Annotated in this window: 11 protein-coding genes; 6 read left to right on the top strand and 5 right to left on the bottom strand. The window is 55.4% G+C overall.

What is annotated here, in order from left to right:
• Positions 1-29 precede the first annotated feature (29 nt).
• Positions 30-917: a CobW family GTP-binding protein gene (locus tag P9H32_RS15135; protein WP_322609754.1), complete on the top strand. Its 888-nt coding sequence runs from the start codon at positions 30-32 to the stop codon at positions 915-917.
• Here the strand turns inward: P9H32_RS15135 and P9H32_RS15130 are convergent.
• The 3 genes from P9H32_RS15130 to mqnC form a co-directional block, all read right to left on the bottom strand.
• Entirely contained in the window at positions 910-2352 is a 1443-nt protein-coding gene (locus P9H32_RS15130; protein ID WP_322609753.1) for a hypothetical protein, read from the bottom strand. The two genes, P9H32_RS15135 and P9H32_RS15130, sit on opposite strands and share 8 nt — an antisense overlap.
• Before the next feature lie 144 nt (positions 2353-2496).
• Positions 2497-2862 carry a DUF2237 family protein gene (locus P9H32_RS15125; protein WP_322609752.1) on the bottom strand — a complete coding sequence of 122 codons (366 nt, stop codon included), beginning with the start codon at positions 2860-2862 and terminating at the stop codon, positions 2497-2499.
• Positions 2863-2867: 5 nt separating this feature from the next.
• A complete protein-coding gene (gene mqnC, locus P9H32_RS15120) occupies positions 2868-5108 on the bottom strand; it encodes a cyclic dehypoxanthinyl futalosine synthase (RefSeq protein ID WP_322609751.1) in 2241 nt (746 codons plus the stop codon).
• 169 nt (positions 5109-5277) lie between these two features.
• Between mqnC and P9H32_RS15115 the strand changes: the two genes are divergently transcribed.
• The 5 genes from P9H32_RS15115 to P9H32_RS15095 all read left to right on the top strand — a co-directional run bounded on the left by P9H32_RS15115 (position 5278) and on the right by P9H32_RS15095 (position 11810).
• Entirely contained in the window at positions 5278-5520 is a 243-nt protein-coding gene (locus P9H32_RS15115; RefSeq protein ID WP_322609750.1) for a DUF6868 family protein, read from the top strand.
• Positions 5521-5621: 101 nt separating this feature from the next.
• Positions 5622-6938 (top strand): dihydroorotase, encoded by a 1317-nt coding sequence (locus tag P9H32_RS15110; protein ID WP_322609749.1) that lies wholly within the window; start codon positions 5622-5624, stop codon positions 6936-6938.
• Between the two features lie 107 nt (positions 6939-7045).
• On the top strand, positions 7046-8926 hold the full coding sequence (locus P9H32_RS15105; protein WP_322609748.1) for a hypothetical protein: 1881 nt from the start codon (positions 7046-7048) through the stop codon (positions 8924-8926).
• Positions 8927-8997: 71 nt separating this feature from the next.
• Complete coding sequence (mnmL, locus tag P9H32_RS15100) at positions 8998-10758, top strand: tRNA modification radical SAM protein MnmL/YtqA (RefSeq protein WP_322609747.1); 1761 nt, start codon at positions 8998-9000, stop codon at positions 10756-10758.
• A gap of 38 nt (positions 10759-10796) precedes the next feature.
• A complete protein-coding gene (locus P9H32_RS15095) occupies positions 10797-11810 on the top strand; it encodes a 3-deoxy-7-phosphoheptulonate synthase (RefSeq protein WP_322609746.1) in 1014 nt (337 codons plus the stop codon).
• Positions 11811-11857: 47 nt separating this feature from the next.
• Here the strand turns inward: P9H32_RS15095 and P9H32_RS15090 are convergent, their stop codons facing one another.
• Together P9H32_RS15090 and P9H32_RS15085 are read right to left on the bottom strand one after the other, a co-directional pair.
• Positions 11858-16045, bottom strand: coding sequence for an autotransporter-associated beta strand repeat-containing protein (locus P9H32_RS15090; protein ID WP_322609745.1), 4188 nt, complete (start codon positions 16043-16045; stop codon positions 11858-11860).
• 183 nt (positions 16046-16228) lie between these two features.
• The gene (locus P9H32_RS15085; protein ID WP_322609744.1) at positions 16229-16822 is read right to left on the bottom strand and encodes a 3'-5' exonuclease; all 594 of its coding nucleotides are present in this window, start codon (positions 16820-16822) and stop codon (positions 16229-16231) included.
• Positions 16823-16848: the final 26 nt, after the last annotated feature.

The raw sequence follows: 16848 nt of genomic DNA, 5'->3' as shown, positions 1-16848 counted from the left end.
TTCGAGTCGCTTTTAACGGAACTGAAACCATGATTCCTATTTGTCTGATAACCGGTTTTCTGGGCACAGGTAAGACGACACTCCTCAAACGGATTGTTGAACAGAACAAAGACCGGAAATGGATCTATCTGGTCAACGAATTCTCCGCCCTTGATGTGGATGGAGCCATCGTTTCGGCAGAAAATCCCGAAGTGGTCTCTATTCCCGGCGGCAGCATTTTCTGCAAATGCCTGGTCACCGAGTTTATCGGGCAGATGAGCCGAATCCACGAGGAATATATCGATACCGAAGGGGTCATTATTGAAGCCAGCGGTATGGCTGATCCGCGCGTTATTGCCGATATGCTGAAAGAGACCGGTCTCGGCGACCATTATGAACTCAGCAACATCATCAGTATTGTGGAACCGCGCAGTTTCCTCCGGCTGATTCACACCCTGCCGAATATCATTCATCAGGTCGAGGCCGCCGATCTCGTGCTGCTTAATAAATGCGATCTGTTCAACGAGCAGCACCTGTTGGAAACCGAAGCTGAGATTCAGCATATCCAGCCCGGCGCACACTTGCGCAGGTGTGAATATGGTCAGGTGAATTTTCCTATCTTTGGAACCGGCGGTTCGCACGCGGACCTGCACGGAGAATATGCGAAATGCCGCGACCCCCGATATTCCGCATTTGCGCTGGAGCTGAATGATGCTGTTGATCCGGAATGCTACAAATCGTTGATTCTGGAACACGAAGATTCCGTCTATCGCGTGAAAGGGTACCTCCGCTCTCCGGATGGCCCGGTTTATTTCGATTATTCCAAAGCGGAATTTTCACTCACACCGGCGTCACCGTGTGAACACTATGGACTGGCCTGGATTTGCGAAGGCGACAAAGCGGAAAAAATGGAACAGCTTGCACGCGCAATCAATTAAAAACAGCAACGCTATTATCAATGCGTTCACCGGCTTTCATGTAGACGCGGTTCCGATCAATCCGGGTGATATCGAAGGTGTAGGTAAAATCCTGTAATTCAATGTACCACTGCTGTCCTTTCCGGACGATATCACCGGTGGTACTCAGAATCACAACTTCATCATCCAGCGACACAAATCCACGAATTGCCAACCGGTTGGCGGCGGCAATCCACGCATCGGTAGCTTCGGCGTCATCAGGCACCAGCACCACCCCCATCGAAGTGGTTACCCGGATATACGGGTTTACCACCTCTTCCTCCTTCGGCGGCGTATCGGCCTTCACAATGATTTCCGGCTTGGACTCCAGAAGTGCCTGTTCCCATTCAAGCTGCGGGTTTTTGCCCAACCTTTTCCAGTGACTGGAAGCCATGCCCTTTAGCGACGAGGGATTCATCATTGCCCGGGTCAGAGGATCCGCAACCAGACGGTCCATTGGGATATCATATTCCGCCTGTATCAGACCGGCCAGAACAGAGCCGTAAAATGCAGTCTCCTCGGATCTCCATATTGTATCAGTCCGAACCTCTTCAATAGCAGATGAAATTCCATCCGAACAGATATACTCAATATAGCACAGAAGCCGGACCTGCTGATCCTCCGTCAAAGAAAATCCATCTACATATTCCGTTCTTTTCTGCAAAAACTGACGCGCTTTCTGAACCAGTTTATGCGCGGCCTTATCCGATTGTGCGCCCGCAAAAAAGGAGGCCAGCAGTATGGTTTTCTGCGGATCTGCAGACTGGATCGCTTTCAACAAATCGCGCCGAACCGCAAATCCCGAACGAACCATCGCCACAGCCATCCGTTCCTTCAGAATCTGGCCGGTGGCTCTCTTTTCTTTCCGGCTTTGAAGCATGGCATTTAAATTTTCAATACGGCCCTCAAACAGCTCGAAGACATTGTGCTGAATTAATGACGTATCAGAAACAACCTTTTCTACTCCCGGTTCAACCTCAACGATGCTCCTTTTCTCGGTTTTTATTTCCTGAAAAAGCGCATCCATCCCGATGTACTGTGAAAACGTGGGCGAATCCGGAAAAATGAGGGAATAAATTGTGGAAACAGAAGCTCCTCCAACCATGCATATGATAACAAGAATTCCCGCAGAAACGGCAGCTTCCCGGAGGGGTACTTCGAAAAAAGCGATGACGAGTGCAATGGAAAGTGCCAGCAGGAGCAACATGGTTAACGGCCAGGGAGACCAAGGGAAATGCACAAGAGAAGTATGAGCAACGAAGACCATCGACATCACATAGACGGTTTTCTTATGTTTGATTTCAAACAGCTCATCGGCCTGTTTGCACAATACATAGTACAGCACCAGACCGGCTAAAATATAGATCCCCAGATGCAGAAATGCATCAAAAAAAATGGCCGCCGAAAACGATATCATTGTGTATTAACCAAATTGTCCCATGCGGTCATACAAGCAACAATTCGGCCAACTAATCACAGAGCTAAAAAAAATAGAAGAGCTTTCATCACTTCAGCAATCAGAACCTCGCGGAAAATTACGAATGCTGACCAAGGACCGTTACTAAACGGATTTTTCCGCAAACTGTTCAAGCGTATCACGTTCAAGAAACTCAAGCACCGAAGCATGAGTCGATTCCAAACGGATTTTCGGGGCACACCCGGCATCATACGCCTGAATCCAGCGGGAAAGACACAGGCACCAGAAGTCACCCTCCTTGCACCCCTGAAACCCGAATTCGGGAATCGGCGTCGAGAGATCATTCCCCACCGATTTCGAATAGGCCAGAAACTCGGCCGTCATCCGCACGCAAATGGTATGCATACCCTGATCCTCCGCCCGGGTATCACATTTTCCATTACGGAAAAACCCCGTAAGCGGATCCAAACTGCAGGGAATCAGCTCCCCGCCGAGCACATTCTTTGCCACTGTTTTTACTCCACGTAAGCGACAGACATCTCTGCCTCGGTCAGTTCAGCCGGCGCCTCATCATAGACCTTGATATTCTCATACTGCGTGGTCCGCTGCGCCGGAATATAGCCCGCCTCGCGAATCAGAAACAGAACGAGATCCTCATCGACCTGATAGTCCACACCGGTGGCACTGACCACCTCTTCGGTCATCAGCACACCGCCATAATCATCCGCGCCGAACTGCAGGGCCAGCTGCGAAACATCCGGGCCTTCCGTCACCCAGCCCGCCTGCAGATGCGGCACATTATCCAGAATAATCCGGGCCATTGCGATCAGGCGCAGATAATCGACACCGTTCTGCGGCCGCGGGCAATCCAAGTCGGTATGATCGGCCGAGAAACTCCAGGGAATAAATGCGGTAAATCCGCCCGTTTTATCCTGCAGATCGCGCACCTTCATAAAATGCTCAATCCGCTGCTCGGTGGTTTCGCCGAAACCGTACACCATCGTCGCCGTGGTTTTCAGGCCGATCGAATGCGCATCCTCCATCAGATCCAGCCACGCTTTCGAACGCGTCTTCTTCGGGCTGATCCGCTTGCGGATATCGTCGTTCAGAATTTCCGCGCCGCCGCCCGGAAGCGACTGCAGGCCGGCATCTTTCAGCCGCTGCAGACATTCCTTGATCGAAATGTGTTCCATCGCCGCCATAAACTCAATTTCGGTCGGTGAAAGCGAATGAATCCAGATATCGACATTATCCCGAATACCGCGCAGGCATTTTTCGTAATAATCCAGTTTCAGCTCCGGATGGAGTCCGCCCTGAATCAGAATCTGCGTGGCACCGGCCTCAGCGGCCTCTTTCACCTGCTGCACAATCTGCTCCGGCGATTTCACATAGGCATCGGACTTTTCCTGCTTGGTGTAAAACGCGCAGAATTTGCAATCCACCACACAGACATTGGTCGTATTCAGATTTTTATCAAAAACATAGGTCGCGATATCGCCCGGAACCGCATCCTGACGGCGCTTCGCCGCCACACGACCCAATTCCTGGAACGGGGCTTCGTCATAGATAATTGCCGCTTCTTCCGCATTGATCCGCTCGCCCGCTTCCACGCGGTCAAGAATCGGCTTCCAACGATTGGAAACCTCGGGGGCGGCTTCGACCGGTTTATCCGCCCGCTCACCGGTATGCTTCATGGTGCCCTCTTCCGGAATCAGCTCATCATAGACGCTGTTCGTCAGAATCGGAGTATGATCGTGATTCAGCAGGAAATCTTCCATCTCTTTGGCGGTAAAGAATTTCTGACTCTGCGGAGCCCCGCCCTCTTTGGCAATCCGTTCTTCCAGACTCGTTCCGCCGATATCGTCGACGCCGCTGTGCGTCAGCACGCCCAGAAGCTTGCGGTCCATATAGTTCACCAGCATGCGGACGTGCGGGAAATTATCACAATAGATGCGCGAAAGTGCCGCCACACGGACCTGCCGGTCTCCGCTCACGGTGTGTTTGATCCCCAGCGCCTTTCCATTTGCCTGAAACGGCAGCGGAATCACCGCCTGAAAACCGCCGGTTTTATCCTGCAGCGTCCGCAATCGGGAAAGGTGATCAATTAAGTGCTCATCCTTTTCAATATGGCCGAACAGCATCGTGGCATTGGTCGGAATACCGAGTTCGTGTGCCGTTTCATGCACTTCCAGCCAGTGCTGCGCCAGAATCTTGGTCGTCGCAATTTTCTTGCGCACATCCGCATGGAAAATTTCCGCCCCGCCGCCGGAAATGGACCCGAAACCGCAGGCTTTCAAACGCTCCAGACATTCACGGACCGAAATTCCCGCATTTCCGGCAATCCAGTGAATCTCAACCGCAGTCATGCCCTGCAGCAATACGCCGGGCAGCATTTCCCGGGCGAGGGAGAAAAGATCTTCGTAATATTTCATGTCCAGCTCCGGAATCATGCCGCCGACAATATGCAGGTCGGTCAGGTTCCAGTTCTGGGCCCGTTCCAGATTTTTACGCGCATCATCGAGCGTTGTAATATACGCATCCTTCGCCCCTTCCGGACGCCAGAACGAGCAGAGATTGCATTCAACCACACAGAGGTTGGTCGGGTTCAAATTATGGCTGTGCACATAGTACGTCTTGCTGCCGTGCCGCGCCCGGCGGATCTGGTCCGCACGGTACATCAGCTCCGCCGTCGACATGTTCTGCAGCATATCCAGCGCTTCTTCATCGGTGATTCGGGGTTGAACGTAATTACTCATCGAAATCAGGCCTCGTTGGTTAATTGGGACTAATTTGGTATAGATGGCCCTCTGAGCCAATCCAAAAACAGCGCCAATCTCTGGAACAAAACGGGCATCATCCATTTTATCGCTTTTCAGTCAACCCTATGAAATATTCTTTGTCGGTGGATGATTATGGAGGTGGGCCATGAATATGGAATTTCTGCGGCAGTTTTTCGGATGGATGACCCTGATCAATCTGGCGCTGTTCATTTTCACAGCCCTCATGAGTGCCTTTTGCCGGGGCCTGATCTACAAGGTCCACAGCCGCATGTTCGGTCTCAGCGAGGAAACCACCAACAAAGCCCTCTACTACTTCCTCGCATTCTACAAAATCATCTTTATCACTTTCAACCTCATCCCCTGGCTTGCCCTCACCATCATGACCTGATCAACGCGGGAAAGTCCTGAAGCCCATGAAATAGAACCGTTTTTGTATATTTCGTGTATTTCGTGGTTTAAAAACTCCGCCGCTCCCGTATTCTGACCCGCATGCAAACGACACTCATTACCAATGCTCGCATCGTCAACGAAGGCAAAATCCGAGAGGGCGACCTTCTCATCAAAAACGGCCGAATTGAAAACATCGCCCCGTCTCTCTCCGGCGAAGCGGACCGGATCATCGACGCCCAGGGAAAAGCGCTGCTTCCCGGCATGATCGACTGCCACGTCCACTTTCGCGAGCCCGGCCTCGAAGTCAAAGCCGACATGCATTCCGAAAGCGGCGCGGCCGTCGCCGGCGGCGTCACCTCCATCATGGAAATGCCGAACACCAAACCCGCCGCCATTTCCAACGCCGTACTCGAAGATAAATTCGCCCTGGCCGCCACCAAATGCATCGCCAACTATTCCTTCCACCTCGGTGCCTCCAACACCAACATCGACGAACTGCTCGACATGGACCCGAAAAAAGTCTGCGGCGTTAAACTCTTTATGGGTGCCTCCACCGGCGGACTGCTCGTCGACCGCACCGAGCAGCTCGAAAATATTTTCGGGCAGATCGAAGTGCCGATTTCGCTGCACTGCGAAGACACCAACACCATCCGCGAAAATGAAAAATCCGCCCGCGAGAAATTCGGCGACGCCATACCTTTTTCCGAACATTGGAAAATCCGTTCCGAAGAAGCCTGCTACGTCTCCACCAAACTCGCCTATGAACTCGCCGTCAAATACGGCTCGCAGATTCACGTGCTCCACCTGACCACCGCCAAAGAACTCGAATTCTTCAAGGCCGGCGCCGTGGAAAACAAAAAGATCACCGGCGAGGCCTGCCCGCACATGCTCTGGTTCTCCTCCGACGACTACGACGAAAAGGGCGCATTCATCAAATGCAACCCGTCCATCAAAACCCCGGCCGACCGCGCCGCCATCCGGCAGGCTGTGATCGACGGCGTCATCGACACCATCGGCACCGACCATGCGCCGCATCTTTACGAAGAAAAACTGAACCCCTACGGCTCCGCGCCCTCCGGCCTCCCGCTCATCCAGAGCGCCATGACCACCGCCGTCGAACTCTTCCCCCTCGAAATGGTCGCCGAAAAAACCGCGCATAATCCCGCTAAAATTTTCCAATGCCTGGAACGCGGTTTCATCCGCGAAGGCTATTGGGCCGACCTCGTGCTGATCGATACCGAAAAACCGCACACCGTCACCAAAGACAACATCAAATATAAATGCGGCTGGTCCCCCTTCGAAGGCGTCACCTTCAAATCCTCCATCGACACGACCTTCGTCAACGGCGAAATCGCATACGCGGCCGACGAAATCAACACCGCCGTCCGCGGTCAGCGCCTCCTCTTCGACCGCTGACCGAAAACAGCGCGGCTCGCTTGACGGCCGGCATCCTATATCCGTACAATATATTCACAGTTTCAGCCGCCCCTTATCCTTCTTTCCGGTAGCTGAAGTGAATATCTATGACGAAGCAACTCCATCTGATTCCGTTGCTCCTGCTGCTGCTCCTGCCGAGCCGCCCGGCGGTTGCCGTCACCACATGGAAAGGCGGCGTATCCGGGTATTGGGATGTGCCGACCAACTGGGCCGGCGGCTATCCCGCAAGCAATACCACGGTGCGGCTCAACCACGATAGACAGACGAATGCCTACACCGTCGTTGTCAGCGGCCCGGCCACCACGGACAAATTATGGATCGATACATACGGCTCAGTCCCGGTTCATCTGCTCGTCAACCCTTCCGGAAGCCTTGAGCTGTACAGTATGCGCATGGGATTCAAAGAGGACGATCGCGAATCCGGATTCACGATTGACGGCGGGAGCGTTCTCGGTATGGAAGCCGCATCATCCGCCATCACCAACACCGCTTTTCTGATCGGAAATAATCCAGGATGCATCGCAACACTGGACATCATCAACGACGGAACGCTGTCGGTGATGGGATCAAACGGTCTGGTCGCAGCCGGCAGCAAAGAGAGCATCGGCCGGATTACCGTCACCAACGGTACAATGAACATCAGAGACTCACTCACGCTGGGAAAAGGCCCGCAGGCCCTCGGCGAACTCCAAATCTCCGGCACCTCTTCTGTTTCCATCACCGGAATGCTGCACATGGCCAAGCTCGAGCTCGGCGCACTCTCACCCACCGGCACCGTGCACGTTTCGGGCGGATCTCTGGAATGCGGCGGCCTGAATATCGGAGCCCGCGGCACCGGCTCGTTCACACTCGAAGGCGGGCAGGTGCAGGCACTTGCCGGCGGCATCACGCTGGGACAGTTTGATTCCTCAGCCCGTCTGAATATCTTCGGCGGAACGATGGAGACGATCGGGTCCCCGCTGACAATCGGCCAACTGGACTCCTCCGCAGACCTGTGCATGACGAACGGGTTTCTGAATATCGACGGGGCCATCACGCTGGGCGCTTCCAGCCGGACAGCAGGATCGATGCTGTTGACGGGCGGAACCGTTCACACCAAAGAACTGATCATCAGCTCCGCGAGCTCTTCAACCGGTACCGTGCACATTCAGGGCGGCACCTTTGACGTCGACGAAACGGTCCAGGTCGGCCCGGAAGGCACCGGCGCCCTGCATCTCGAATGCGGCATACTGCGCACGACCGATCTCGTGGCCGGCGGCGGCGCGGCGGCCGCCTGTACCCTCACCGGAGGAGAGCTCATCATTCGGGGACCGGAAAACAGCGATCTGGCGCTGTCAAACAGTCTGCTCCATCTGGAAAAAACATTAATTCAATGGAGCAACCCGAATCTTTCGGCCTGGGTCAGCAATTCGGTTTCAAGCGGCTCCCTCACCTGGACGAACGGGATGGCCTACGGCACACTGAGCTCCAACGGCTTTGATGGATGTCTCACCAATCAGCATTCCCTGCTCTTCTGGGACAACCTCGATAATGGATCCTTTTCTACTCAGAGCGTCCTCTGGGTCGAGGAATCGCCCTATCTCACCTGGACCGACAGCCACCTGCTCTACGGCAGCAATGCCCTGTGGTCCGCCGACCCGGATCAGGACGGACAAAACAACCTGATCGAATTCGGGCTCGGCGGGAATCCGACCAACGGACCGGATCCGGAAACCCGCACCACCTTCCTGCCCCGGGCGGATCTGAACCAGATGGAATTCACCTATCGACGGCGCAGCCAACCGGCCGCGTATGGATTAACCTATCAGCTGGAACACAGTTCCGACCTGGTGACACCGAACTGGACCACCGCCGAATTCATCCCCTTTGGCGAAAGCGCACCCTTCGAGGACTTCGTAACGGTCACCAACCGGATTCCGATGAATCACGAGCACCGCTACATCAGATTGAGCATCCAGCTTGACTGATGCCGGCGGTGAGGCGCGCAATGCATGTTGTGCCTTGACCACTTCAACTCGAATACGCATAACTCCTGCGTATGAATTCCCCCTATTTAGCCTACAAAGATTACATGCGCGAACACTACGGCGAGCCGCTGTTCCGCGTTCCGATTGACTTTAATTTCGGCTGCCCCAACCGCGAAGCGGATGGATCCGGCGGCTGCACCTTCTGTAATGTGCGCGGCTCCGCCGCCGTACAGACCATCGGTGCAGGCACCGTTAAAGAACAGATGCACGAAGCCATCCGTTTTGCGCGCAACCGCTACAACGCCAAAAAATACATGGCCTACATCCAGGCCTTTTCCGCCACCTTCGGCAAAAGCCAGCAGCCGCTCTATCTCGACCTGCTGGACTCATTCGATTTCACTGCGGTCAGCATCGGCACCCGCCCTGACTGCCTCACGCCGCAGGCCTACGACTTTCTCGTCGAACTGAACAGACACATCGAAGTCTGGGTCGAACTCGGGGTGCAGACCGTCCACGACCGCACGCTCGACCGCATCAACCGCGGCCACGACTGGGCCTCGAGCGAAACGTCGATTCGGAAACTGCATGACCTCGGCCTTAACGTCGCCGTCCATGCCATCCTCGGCCTGCCCGGCGAAACCGCTGAAGATTACCGGCAAACCGCCGACACCCTTGCCGCGCTGCCGATCGATGCCGTAAAGATCCACAACCTTCACATTGAAAAAGGTACAACGCTCGCGCTCGAACATGCCCTCACGCCCCTGCCCGTGCTGATGGAATATGATTTCGCGGAACATCTGATGGATTTTATCCGCCGCATGCCGCCGAATATTCCGATTATGCGCCTCACCACCGACACCCTCGACGAAGAGCTCATTGCCCCGAAATGGCATATGGCCAAAGGCCAGTTCCGTGACTATGTCGTACAACAGATGACCTGCCGCGAATGGAAACAGGGCGATCTCTTTGGAAATCTGAAACCCGAAACTGGAAACTGGAATTTTGAGGCGGTGGAAACAAAGGATGGATCCACTACCTTTTGGAACGAGGAGTATAAAGAGCATTACCACACCCCGGAAGGCGCACGGCTCGAGGCGGAAGAAAAATACCTCGTCCCCGGCAAACTGAAAGAACGGCTGGCACAGGGCGAGGTCCAACTGCTGGATGTCTGCTTCGGACTGGGCTACAACTCATTATCCGCATTGGAATTCGCCGATTCGCCTCACCACTCGCTCAAAATCACTGCGCTGGAAATGGACCGCCGCGTCGTCGGCGCAGCGGCGCAAAACATCCAAACTCTGGAAACGGATTCCAATGATTGGAAAAAAATTCTGGGCGATCTCTATGAAACCCAATCAGCATTCGGCAATCAGCAATCGGCCATTCAAATCGTCTGGGGCGATGCCCGTTACACCGTAACACACCTGCCCGATACCACCTTCGATCTCGTTTTCCTCGACGCCTTTTCCACCCAGCGGAACTCCGAATTGTGGACGGTTGATTTTTTCCGAAAACTGAAACGGGTCATGAAACCGGACGGCGTATTGCTGACCTACTGCGCGGCGATTCCGGTTCGGGCCGGACTGCTGGAAGCCGGCTTCTTTGTCGGTGAAACCGATCCGGTCGGCCGTGCGCGTGGCGGAACATGTGCGGCGTTGCGCGAAGACCTTATTGAAATCCCCCTGCCCGCCCACGAAATGCGCATGATCCGCGAGACCTCCCGCGGGCTGCCCTACCGCGATCCGTACGGCGTCCGGACCAATAAGGAAATCCTTAGGGACCGTCAGGAAAACATCATAAAATGCAAACAAGAAGGGACTTCCAATCCCTGATCCAATGTGTTTAATTCCGCCTCCTTATGAAAAACGAAATGCATCTCACCGAAGACCTTCGCGTAACAGAACTGAAAAAGCTCATTACGCCTGCACAACTGAAAAAAGAGCTTCCGCTGGGCGATAAGCTGACAGCAAAAGTCGTATCCGACCGACGAACCGTTCGCGATATTATTCATCGTAGAGACGACCGTCTGCTGATCGTCATCGGCCCCTGCTCTATTCACGATCCTGAAGCCGCACTGGACTATGCCCGGCGCCTCGCCGCACTCTCCGAACAGGTGAAAGATCGCTATTTTATCGTAATGCGGGTCTATTTTGAAAAACCGCGCACCACCATCGGCTGGAAAGGGTTCATCAACGACCCGCACCTCGACGGCTCCAACGACATGCAATACGGACTGCCCGCTGCCCGCCAGCTGCTGCTCGATATTGCCAACCTCGGCCTTCCGATTGCGACTGAATTTCTCGATCCGATCGTTCCGCAGTATACCGCCGATCTCGTCAGCTGGTCAGCCATCGGCGCACGAACCACGGAATCGCAGACCCACCGCGAAATGTCCAGCGGCCTCTCCATGCCGGTCGGCTTTAAAAATGCCACCGATGGCAACATCGAAATCGCCATCAATGCGATTGAATCCGCCAGCAATCCGCACAGTTTCCTCGGCATCGACCAGGATGGTCATACCGCCGTGGTCACAACCACCGGCAATCCGAATACCCACCTGGTACTTCGCGGCGGAAAAGGACCGAACTTCCAATATCCGGAAGTCACCTATGCGGCCTGCAAACTCGAAGACGCCGGACTGCCCCCCTCGCTGATGGTCGACTGCTCCCACGCCAACGCCAACAAAGTGGCCCGCAACCAGATTAAGGTCTGGGAAAGCATTCAGAAACAGCGCACCCGCGAAAACTGCCCGATTACCGGCGTGATGGTTGAGAGCTTTATCAAAGAAGGAAACCAGAAAATTTCCGGTGACCTCGAATACGGTATCTCTATCACCGACCAGTGCATCGACTGGGAAACCACCGAAAAAATGCTGCTGTCGTAGCACGGCGCTCCGCGCCGTGTATTCAAAGGCGCGGCGCACCCGTATTACTAATTCCCCCCTGTAACACGGTAGAAGCCGTTGGTGGTATTTAAAGGCACGCTGCCTACGAAATCGCGCGTCGGCGCGGTGACCTCCGTCCAGGTTGCATTGGTGAGTGAGCCTTTCTTCTCGATCACAAAAAACGGTACGCCGCCGTTCCACTCAAAATCGGCGCGGCCACCGGAGAGTTCAAAAGAGGTAATAACCAGATCTTCGAGCGGGTCAACACCCGTTACGTCCAGCACAACATCGTTACCCGTCCCTCCCTGGTAGGTGATGAGCAGAGTCGCCATACCGGCGGAAAAGGTTGCCCCCTCTTCCAGCCCCTTGAATGTGCCACTTACTTTATCGGTGCCCATGTTGTCTATGATGGTAAAAGAATCCCCCTCCGCAGGCATGAAATCCCAGAGAACGGTCAGCACGGGATCCAGCAGCGCCAGAATGCCGTCCACGTTCAGGCGGTCATAGTCACCTTCTTGGTAGCCTCCCATCTGCGCCTTGAATCCAGCGCCTGACTGCAACACCGTACTCTGGGCGGTCAAGGTGCCCACACTGTTACCAGGCGACACCATGCCGCGGCTGTTGATTTCTCCCACGGCACCGGCTCCACCGAGGGTTGCGGAAGAGGATATGCTCACGTCGCTTGCAATCTGCTGGCCGTTGACCAGAAGAGTTCCCTCATAGACATAGGTAGTGCCGGAATAGGTGTTATTGCCGGTAAGGTTCAATGTGCCCACTCCATATTTTTTGAAATATCCGCTCCCTTCTATCACCCCGGAAAAGGACGTGGAGGTGCCGTCCGATCCGGCCGCGAGACCTGCAGTGCCGAGCGCAATCCGGCCCTCTCCGTGCAACGAGCCGATGGATTCGGAATAATGGTTCAGATCAAAGAGCCCAGATGATGTCATTGCAACCCGGCTCCCGGCAATCTGGGAACCTCGCCTCAGCCGCAAGACATCCACATCCGCTCCGCCATCGCCATCGCCGATGTATATATCGCCGACCAGGGCGCTGACGCCCAGCTTATACAATTCGAGTGTACCGCGATCTATATGCGTGTCGCCGGTAAAGCTGTTGGCGGAGGAACCATACAGGATGAGTGTTCCGTAATTGATGATCCGCAATCCGCCGGCGCCGTCGATTTCGCCAATATGGCGCAGCTCCGTGCCGGCCGAAACGCCAACGGCCGAGTCGGCAACAAGGGTAATATCGCCAACCCACTCGTTAAAGCCGCCGGCCGATGCGAGTGCACCCCACGTACGGTTGGTTGAATTCAGGGTCAGGTGTTCGCCGGCAATGGTATGCCCGCCGTTTAGGAGCAGCAGGTAGCCGCCCCCGTTGACCGTTGTTCCTCCATACGTGGTCCCCAACCCAAGGTCGTTATCCAGCCACAGCCCCCCTTCATTCACAGCAAACGGCCCGTCGAAAGTATTCGCGCCAGTGAGCTTAAGCTCACCGCCCCCTTTCTTTGCAATTTCATTGTTTCCGGCGACAACGGCATCAATCACGAGGTCAGGGGTGCTGCCGCCGAATGAAATCCCTTGCGCCACCGTGAGAACCGCCGGGTTTGAAAAACGGAGGTTCCCCGAGATCACTGAAGAAGCATTGATCACCGACATCGGGTCAACCTCCAGATTCCCTGACAGTGCCAGTTCGCCGGTTCCGGTATCGACGTCCGCACTGCCGCGCAGGGTCAGGTTTTCGATCGTTTCGAAATACCCATCCAGATCATAAAAGCTCAAAGCGTTGACCACAACGGATCCGGTGATTTCATCGTTGGCGGCATGCCGGACCTCCGCCGACGAAGCACCCGGCACAACGCTGCCGATCGAAAGCGAATGAGGAACGGAGGTGCCGGTTTTCCCGAGGATCAGGGTTCCATCGAGAACCGTCGTATCACCGGCGTGCGTATTACTACCGTAACCGGACAGCACCAGAACGCCCTCTCCGCTCTTGGTGAGTCCGCCGGATCCGCTGATGGTTCCGTTCAGGGTCATGCACGAGGCGGTTAGGTATGGCACCCCGATTTCGACATCACCGGCCAGAGTGATCGCCCCGCCCCAGGAATTGGAGACGCCGAAGCCGTAGTGCTGCAATGCCCCATTCCCATTCCCGCTTCCGTAGAGAGTAAGAGGTTCGTCTGCAACCTCCACATCGCCCAGCCGGATATAGGCCCCGTCCCGGACAACGGTAATGCCGGCACTGCTGCCCAGGGCGTTCCCGTTGGCGATAAACAGCGTGCCCTCGCTGATAACGACAGCTCCGCTGAATGTATTGGAACCATACAGCGCAAGCTCCCCTTCCCCCGTTTTCAAGATGTCGCCGGAACCATTGACACACCCGCCTCCGAACGAAAGCGTCGCGCCCTCGGAAATCTCGAGGGTATGCATTCCCGACATCAAGGTCAGGTTTCCGCTTATGAAAGCATTGCGGTTGGTTGTGACATCAGCCTCAATGGCACCGCCGAGGGCAAGGATTCCGCCATCTGTCTCCGCCCCGGCGCTGGTCAGATACAGGTTCCCCAGGATATCGGTGCAGCCGTTCAGATCGAGGAGCCCCGGAGGGACGACATGGACATCCACATTCTCGTTGACCTGGAAATCTCGCAGCCACCTCACCACGATACTGTCCCAAACACCGCTTCCCGAACCCACATAAAGGCCGCCCGGCCCGGGCAAAGCCCCATCGACGGCCCCCTGCTTGTCAAGATAGAGCGTTCCAAGCTGAAGATAGGTGTCCCCGTCATAGGTGTTGGGTGCGCTGCCGGAGAACGTGAGGCTGCTGATTTCATTGCCCAGAATGGTTAACGACCCCGGCCCACCGACGGCTCCGCTGAGCACCAGATTGCCGGGTTGCGAAGAGAACGCGCCGCTGACATAAATTGCCGAATTCTCATTGAGGATCACATTGCCTGCCCAACCGGTATTATCCCTTGCATAAAGAGCCACACTGTCTAGATCGGTATATACCCGTTCCAACACAAGCTCCTCCTCGCCAATGGAGACATTGTCCAGCAAAACAAGTATTGAGATGTCCGCCGATCCGCCAACCGTGGTACCGGACGCCGTAGAACCCAGTGCCGTATCACTCCCAAGATAAACGTACCCCTCGTTCACCACGGTCGTACCGCCATAGGTATTGTTGCCGCTCAGCAGAAGTTGGCCGTTACCGGTCTTGATCATCCCCCCGTTGCCGCTGATATTGGCCGTGATCTCAAGGTCGGGAGACGCGCTGCCATTCTCGACATCGATTGTCCGCGTCAGCGATCCAAGCCCCAGATTGCCGTCGATGAGCGCAGAGGAGATAGAGGTACTCTGGACGCCGATGTCTCCGCCAACCGACAGTTTTCCGGAAGAGCTGCTGCCGGCGTGTCCACCCGAAACAAACGTAAGCGAGCCGATCGTGTCCCGGTAGTCGTCCACATCCAGCCAACCGGGATAGTAAAGCTTTACGGGGATTGTGCCGATCTGATAATCGGCCTCCTCCCGGACGATGACGGTATCGGCGAATCCTCCCCCTCCCCCTATCTCAAGCGTGCCATAGGGAATGGCATTCCCACCAACCTTGGCCAGCACCATCTCCCCGTCATCCACCCAGGTGTCGCCGGTATAGCTATTTGGATTGCTCCCTTCCAGCCAAAGCGTGCCGTAGCCGTATTTTGACAATCCACTCCCGCCGACACCGCCCCCGGTACCGCTGATGACGCCGCACAGGTGCATGTCTCCGTTTCCATCGACACAAAGCCGATGCGTGCCAAGATTCACATCCCCGTCCACATACAGGGTACTGCCCGAGCTGCATGTATTGGTCTGACTCGCCGCCAGTTCAATGTTCAACTCAACCCGGTTCAGGCTGCCGCTGCTCGTGGATCTGATGCCGGCAATCAGGCCTATGGTTTCTCCGTTGCCGATTCCGCTCAAGACACAACCGTCCCCGTTAAAGGTGATCGAGTGGAAGGTAAGGTTTCCCAAGTTGTTGATATTATTCGGATTCAGGGCTCCGGAACGGAACACCAGATCATCGCCGGCAACCGGCACGACAGCTTCCTCCCAGTTCAACGCAGTACTCCAGTAATTGCCGTAGCCGCCCCGCCAGGTACGGGTTGCGCCTTGCAGAATACAGGGACTCGCCATGAGGATTGCAAGCGGCAGAAGATGGCTGCCCCGGAAGAAATGCACTGGCAACCGTGTTTTCATCGTCTTCCCTCCCGTTGGAAGGGAGCCTCTTGTTCACGGTGCGGACACGCGCCCGGGAAGATCGCGATCGGAAGGGGCTTCCCTTCGAACCGGTGATACTCTATCGCGGTCCTATAATTTGTCAAGAAATCATATACTTATGTGTTTTTTATGATCTATATTATCACAATATTCATGGATAGGTCACATGGCCGCCAGCTCGCCCACAGTGAGCCCGCCCCACCCCGGCTGGCTCAGCAGGTATTCCAGCAGCTTGGCGGAGGCCACGGCATCGTACAGCGCGTCATGCGCCTCCCGCCCGACGCAAAGAGCATCGATCTCGGGTTTAAGATCCAGCAGGACGATCAGATCATCCAGCGCATAGGACGTGCAGCCCGGCCATGCCTTGCGGGCAATACGGAGCGTATCAATCCACAGACCGAAACGGTGCATCGGAGCCATCTGCCGTGTAAATTTTTTCTCGGTACCTACGTTGTGGGCACAGAGCGGGAAATCGGTCAGACGCGCTTTCACCGACGGCCAGAGTTCCTGCGGGGTCGGCGCTTCGGCCAGCTCGGCGCGTAACCGGGCATGGCGTCCCGGTGCATGGGGATTAAACGGCCGGTCCGCATCAACCTTCAGCCAGCTCTCAAACATGGAATCCGGATCCAGCTTCCCCGCCTCAAGCGTCACCATACCAAGCTGCCAGGGCTCCGTCGGAAATCCCCGAACCGAGCCCGTGGTTTCATAGTCCAGCACCGTGATGCGGGTATTAAAAATGGCCATGGTTGAATCCATGGCCATTATCATCCACATCAGGATGG

It is taken from the genome of Pontiella agarivorans, from assembly GCF_034531395.1.
GTDB classification, from domain to species: domain Bacteria; phylum Verrucomicrobiota; class Kiritimatiellia; order Kiritimatiellales; family Pontiellaceae; genus Pontiella; species Pontiella agarivorans.
The sequence above is the reverse complement of the archived record's forward strand: the minus strand, read 5'-3'. Positions and strand labels throughout refer to the sequence as shown.

Bases quoted from the DNA above. Each gene is read 5' to 3' on its own strand.
- P9H32_RS15135 (WP_322609754.1), top strand. From the start codon at position 30: ATGATTCCTATTTGTCTGATAACCGGTTTTCTGGGCACAGGTAAGACG.
- P9H32_RS15130 (WP_322609753.1), bottom strand. From the start codon at position 2,352: ATGATATCGTTTTCGGCGGCCATTTTTTTTGATGCATTTCTGCATCTG.
- mqnC (WP_322609751.1), bottom strand. From the start codon at position 5,108: ATGAGTAATTACGTTCAACCCCGAATCACCGATGAAGAAGCGCTGGAT.
- P9H32_RS15115 (WP_322609750.1), top strand. From the start codon at position 5,278: ATGAATATGGAATTTCTGCGGCAGTTTTTCGGATGGATGACCCTGATC.
- P9H32_RS15110 (WP_322609749.1), top strand. From the start codon at position 5,622: ATGCAAACGACACTCATTACCAATGCTCGCATCGTCAACGAAGGCAAA.
- P9H32_RS15105 (WP_322609748.1), top strand. From the start codon at position 7,046: ATGACGAAGCAACTCCATCTGATTCCGTTGCTCCTGCTGCTGCTCCTG.
- mnmL (WP_322609747.1), top strand. From the start codon at position 8,998: ATGAATTCCCCCTATTTAGCCTACAAAGATTACATGCGCGAACACTAC.
- P9H32_RS15095 (WP_322609746.1), top strand. From the start codon at position 10,797: ATGCATCTCACCGAAGACCTTCGCGTAACAGAACTGAAAAAGCTCATT.
- P9H32_RS15090 (WP_322609745.1), bottom strand. From the start codon at position 16,045: ATGAAAACACGGTTGCCAGTGCATTTCTTCCGGGGCAGCCATCTTCTG.
- P9H32_RS15085 (WP_322609744.1), bottom strand. From the start codon at position 16,822: ATGGATTCAACCATGGCCATTTTTAATACCCGCATCACGGTGCTGGAC.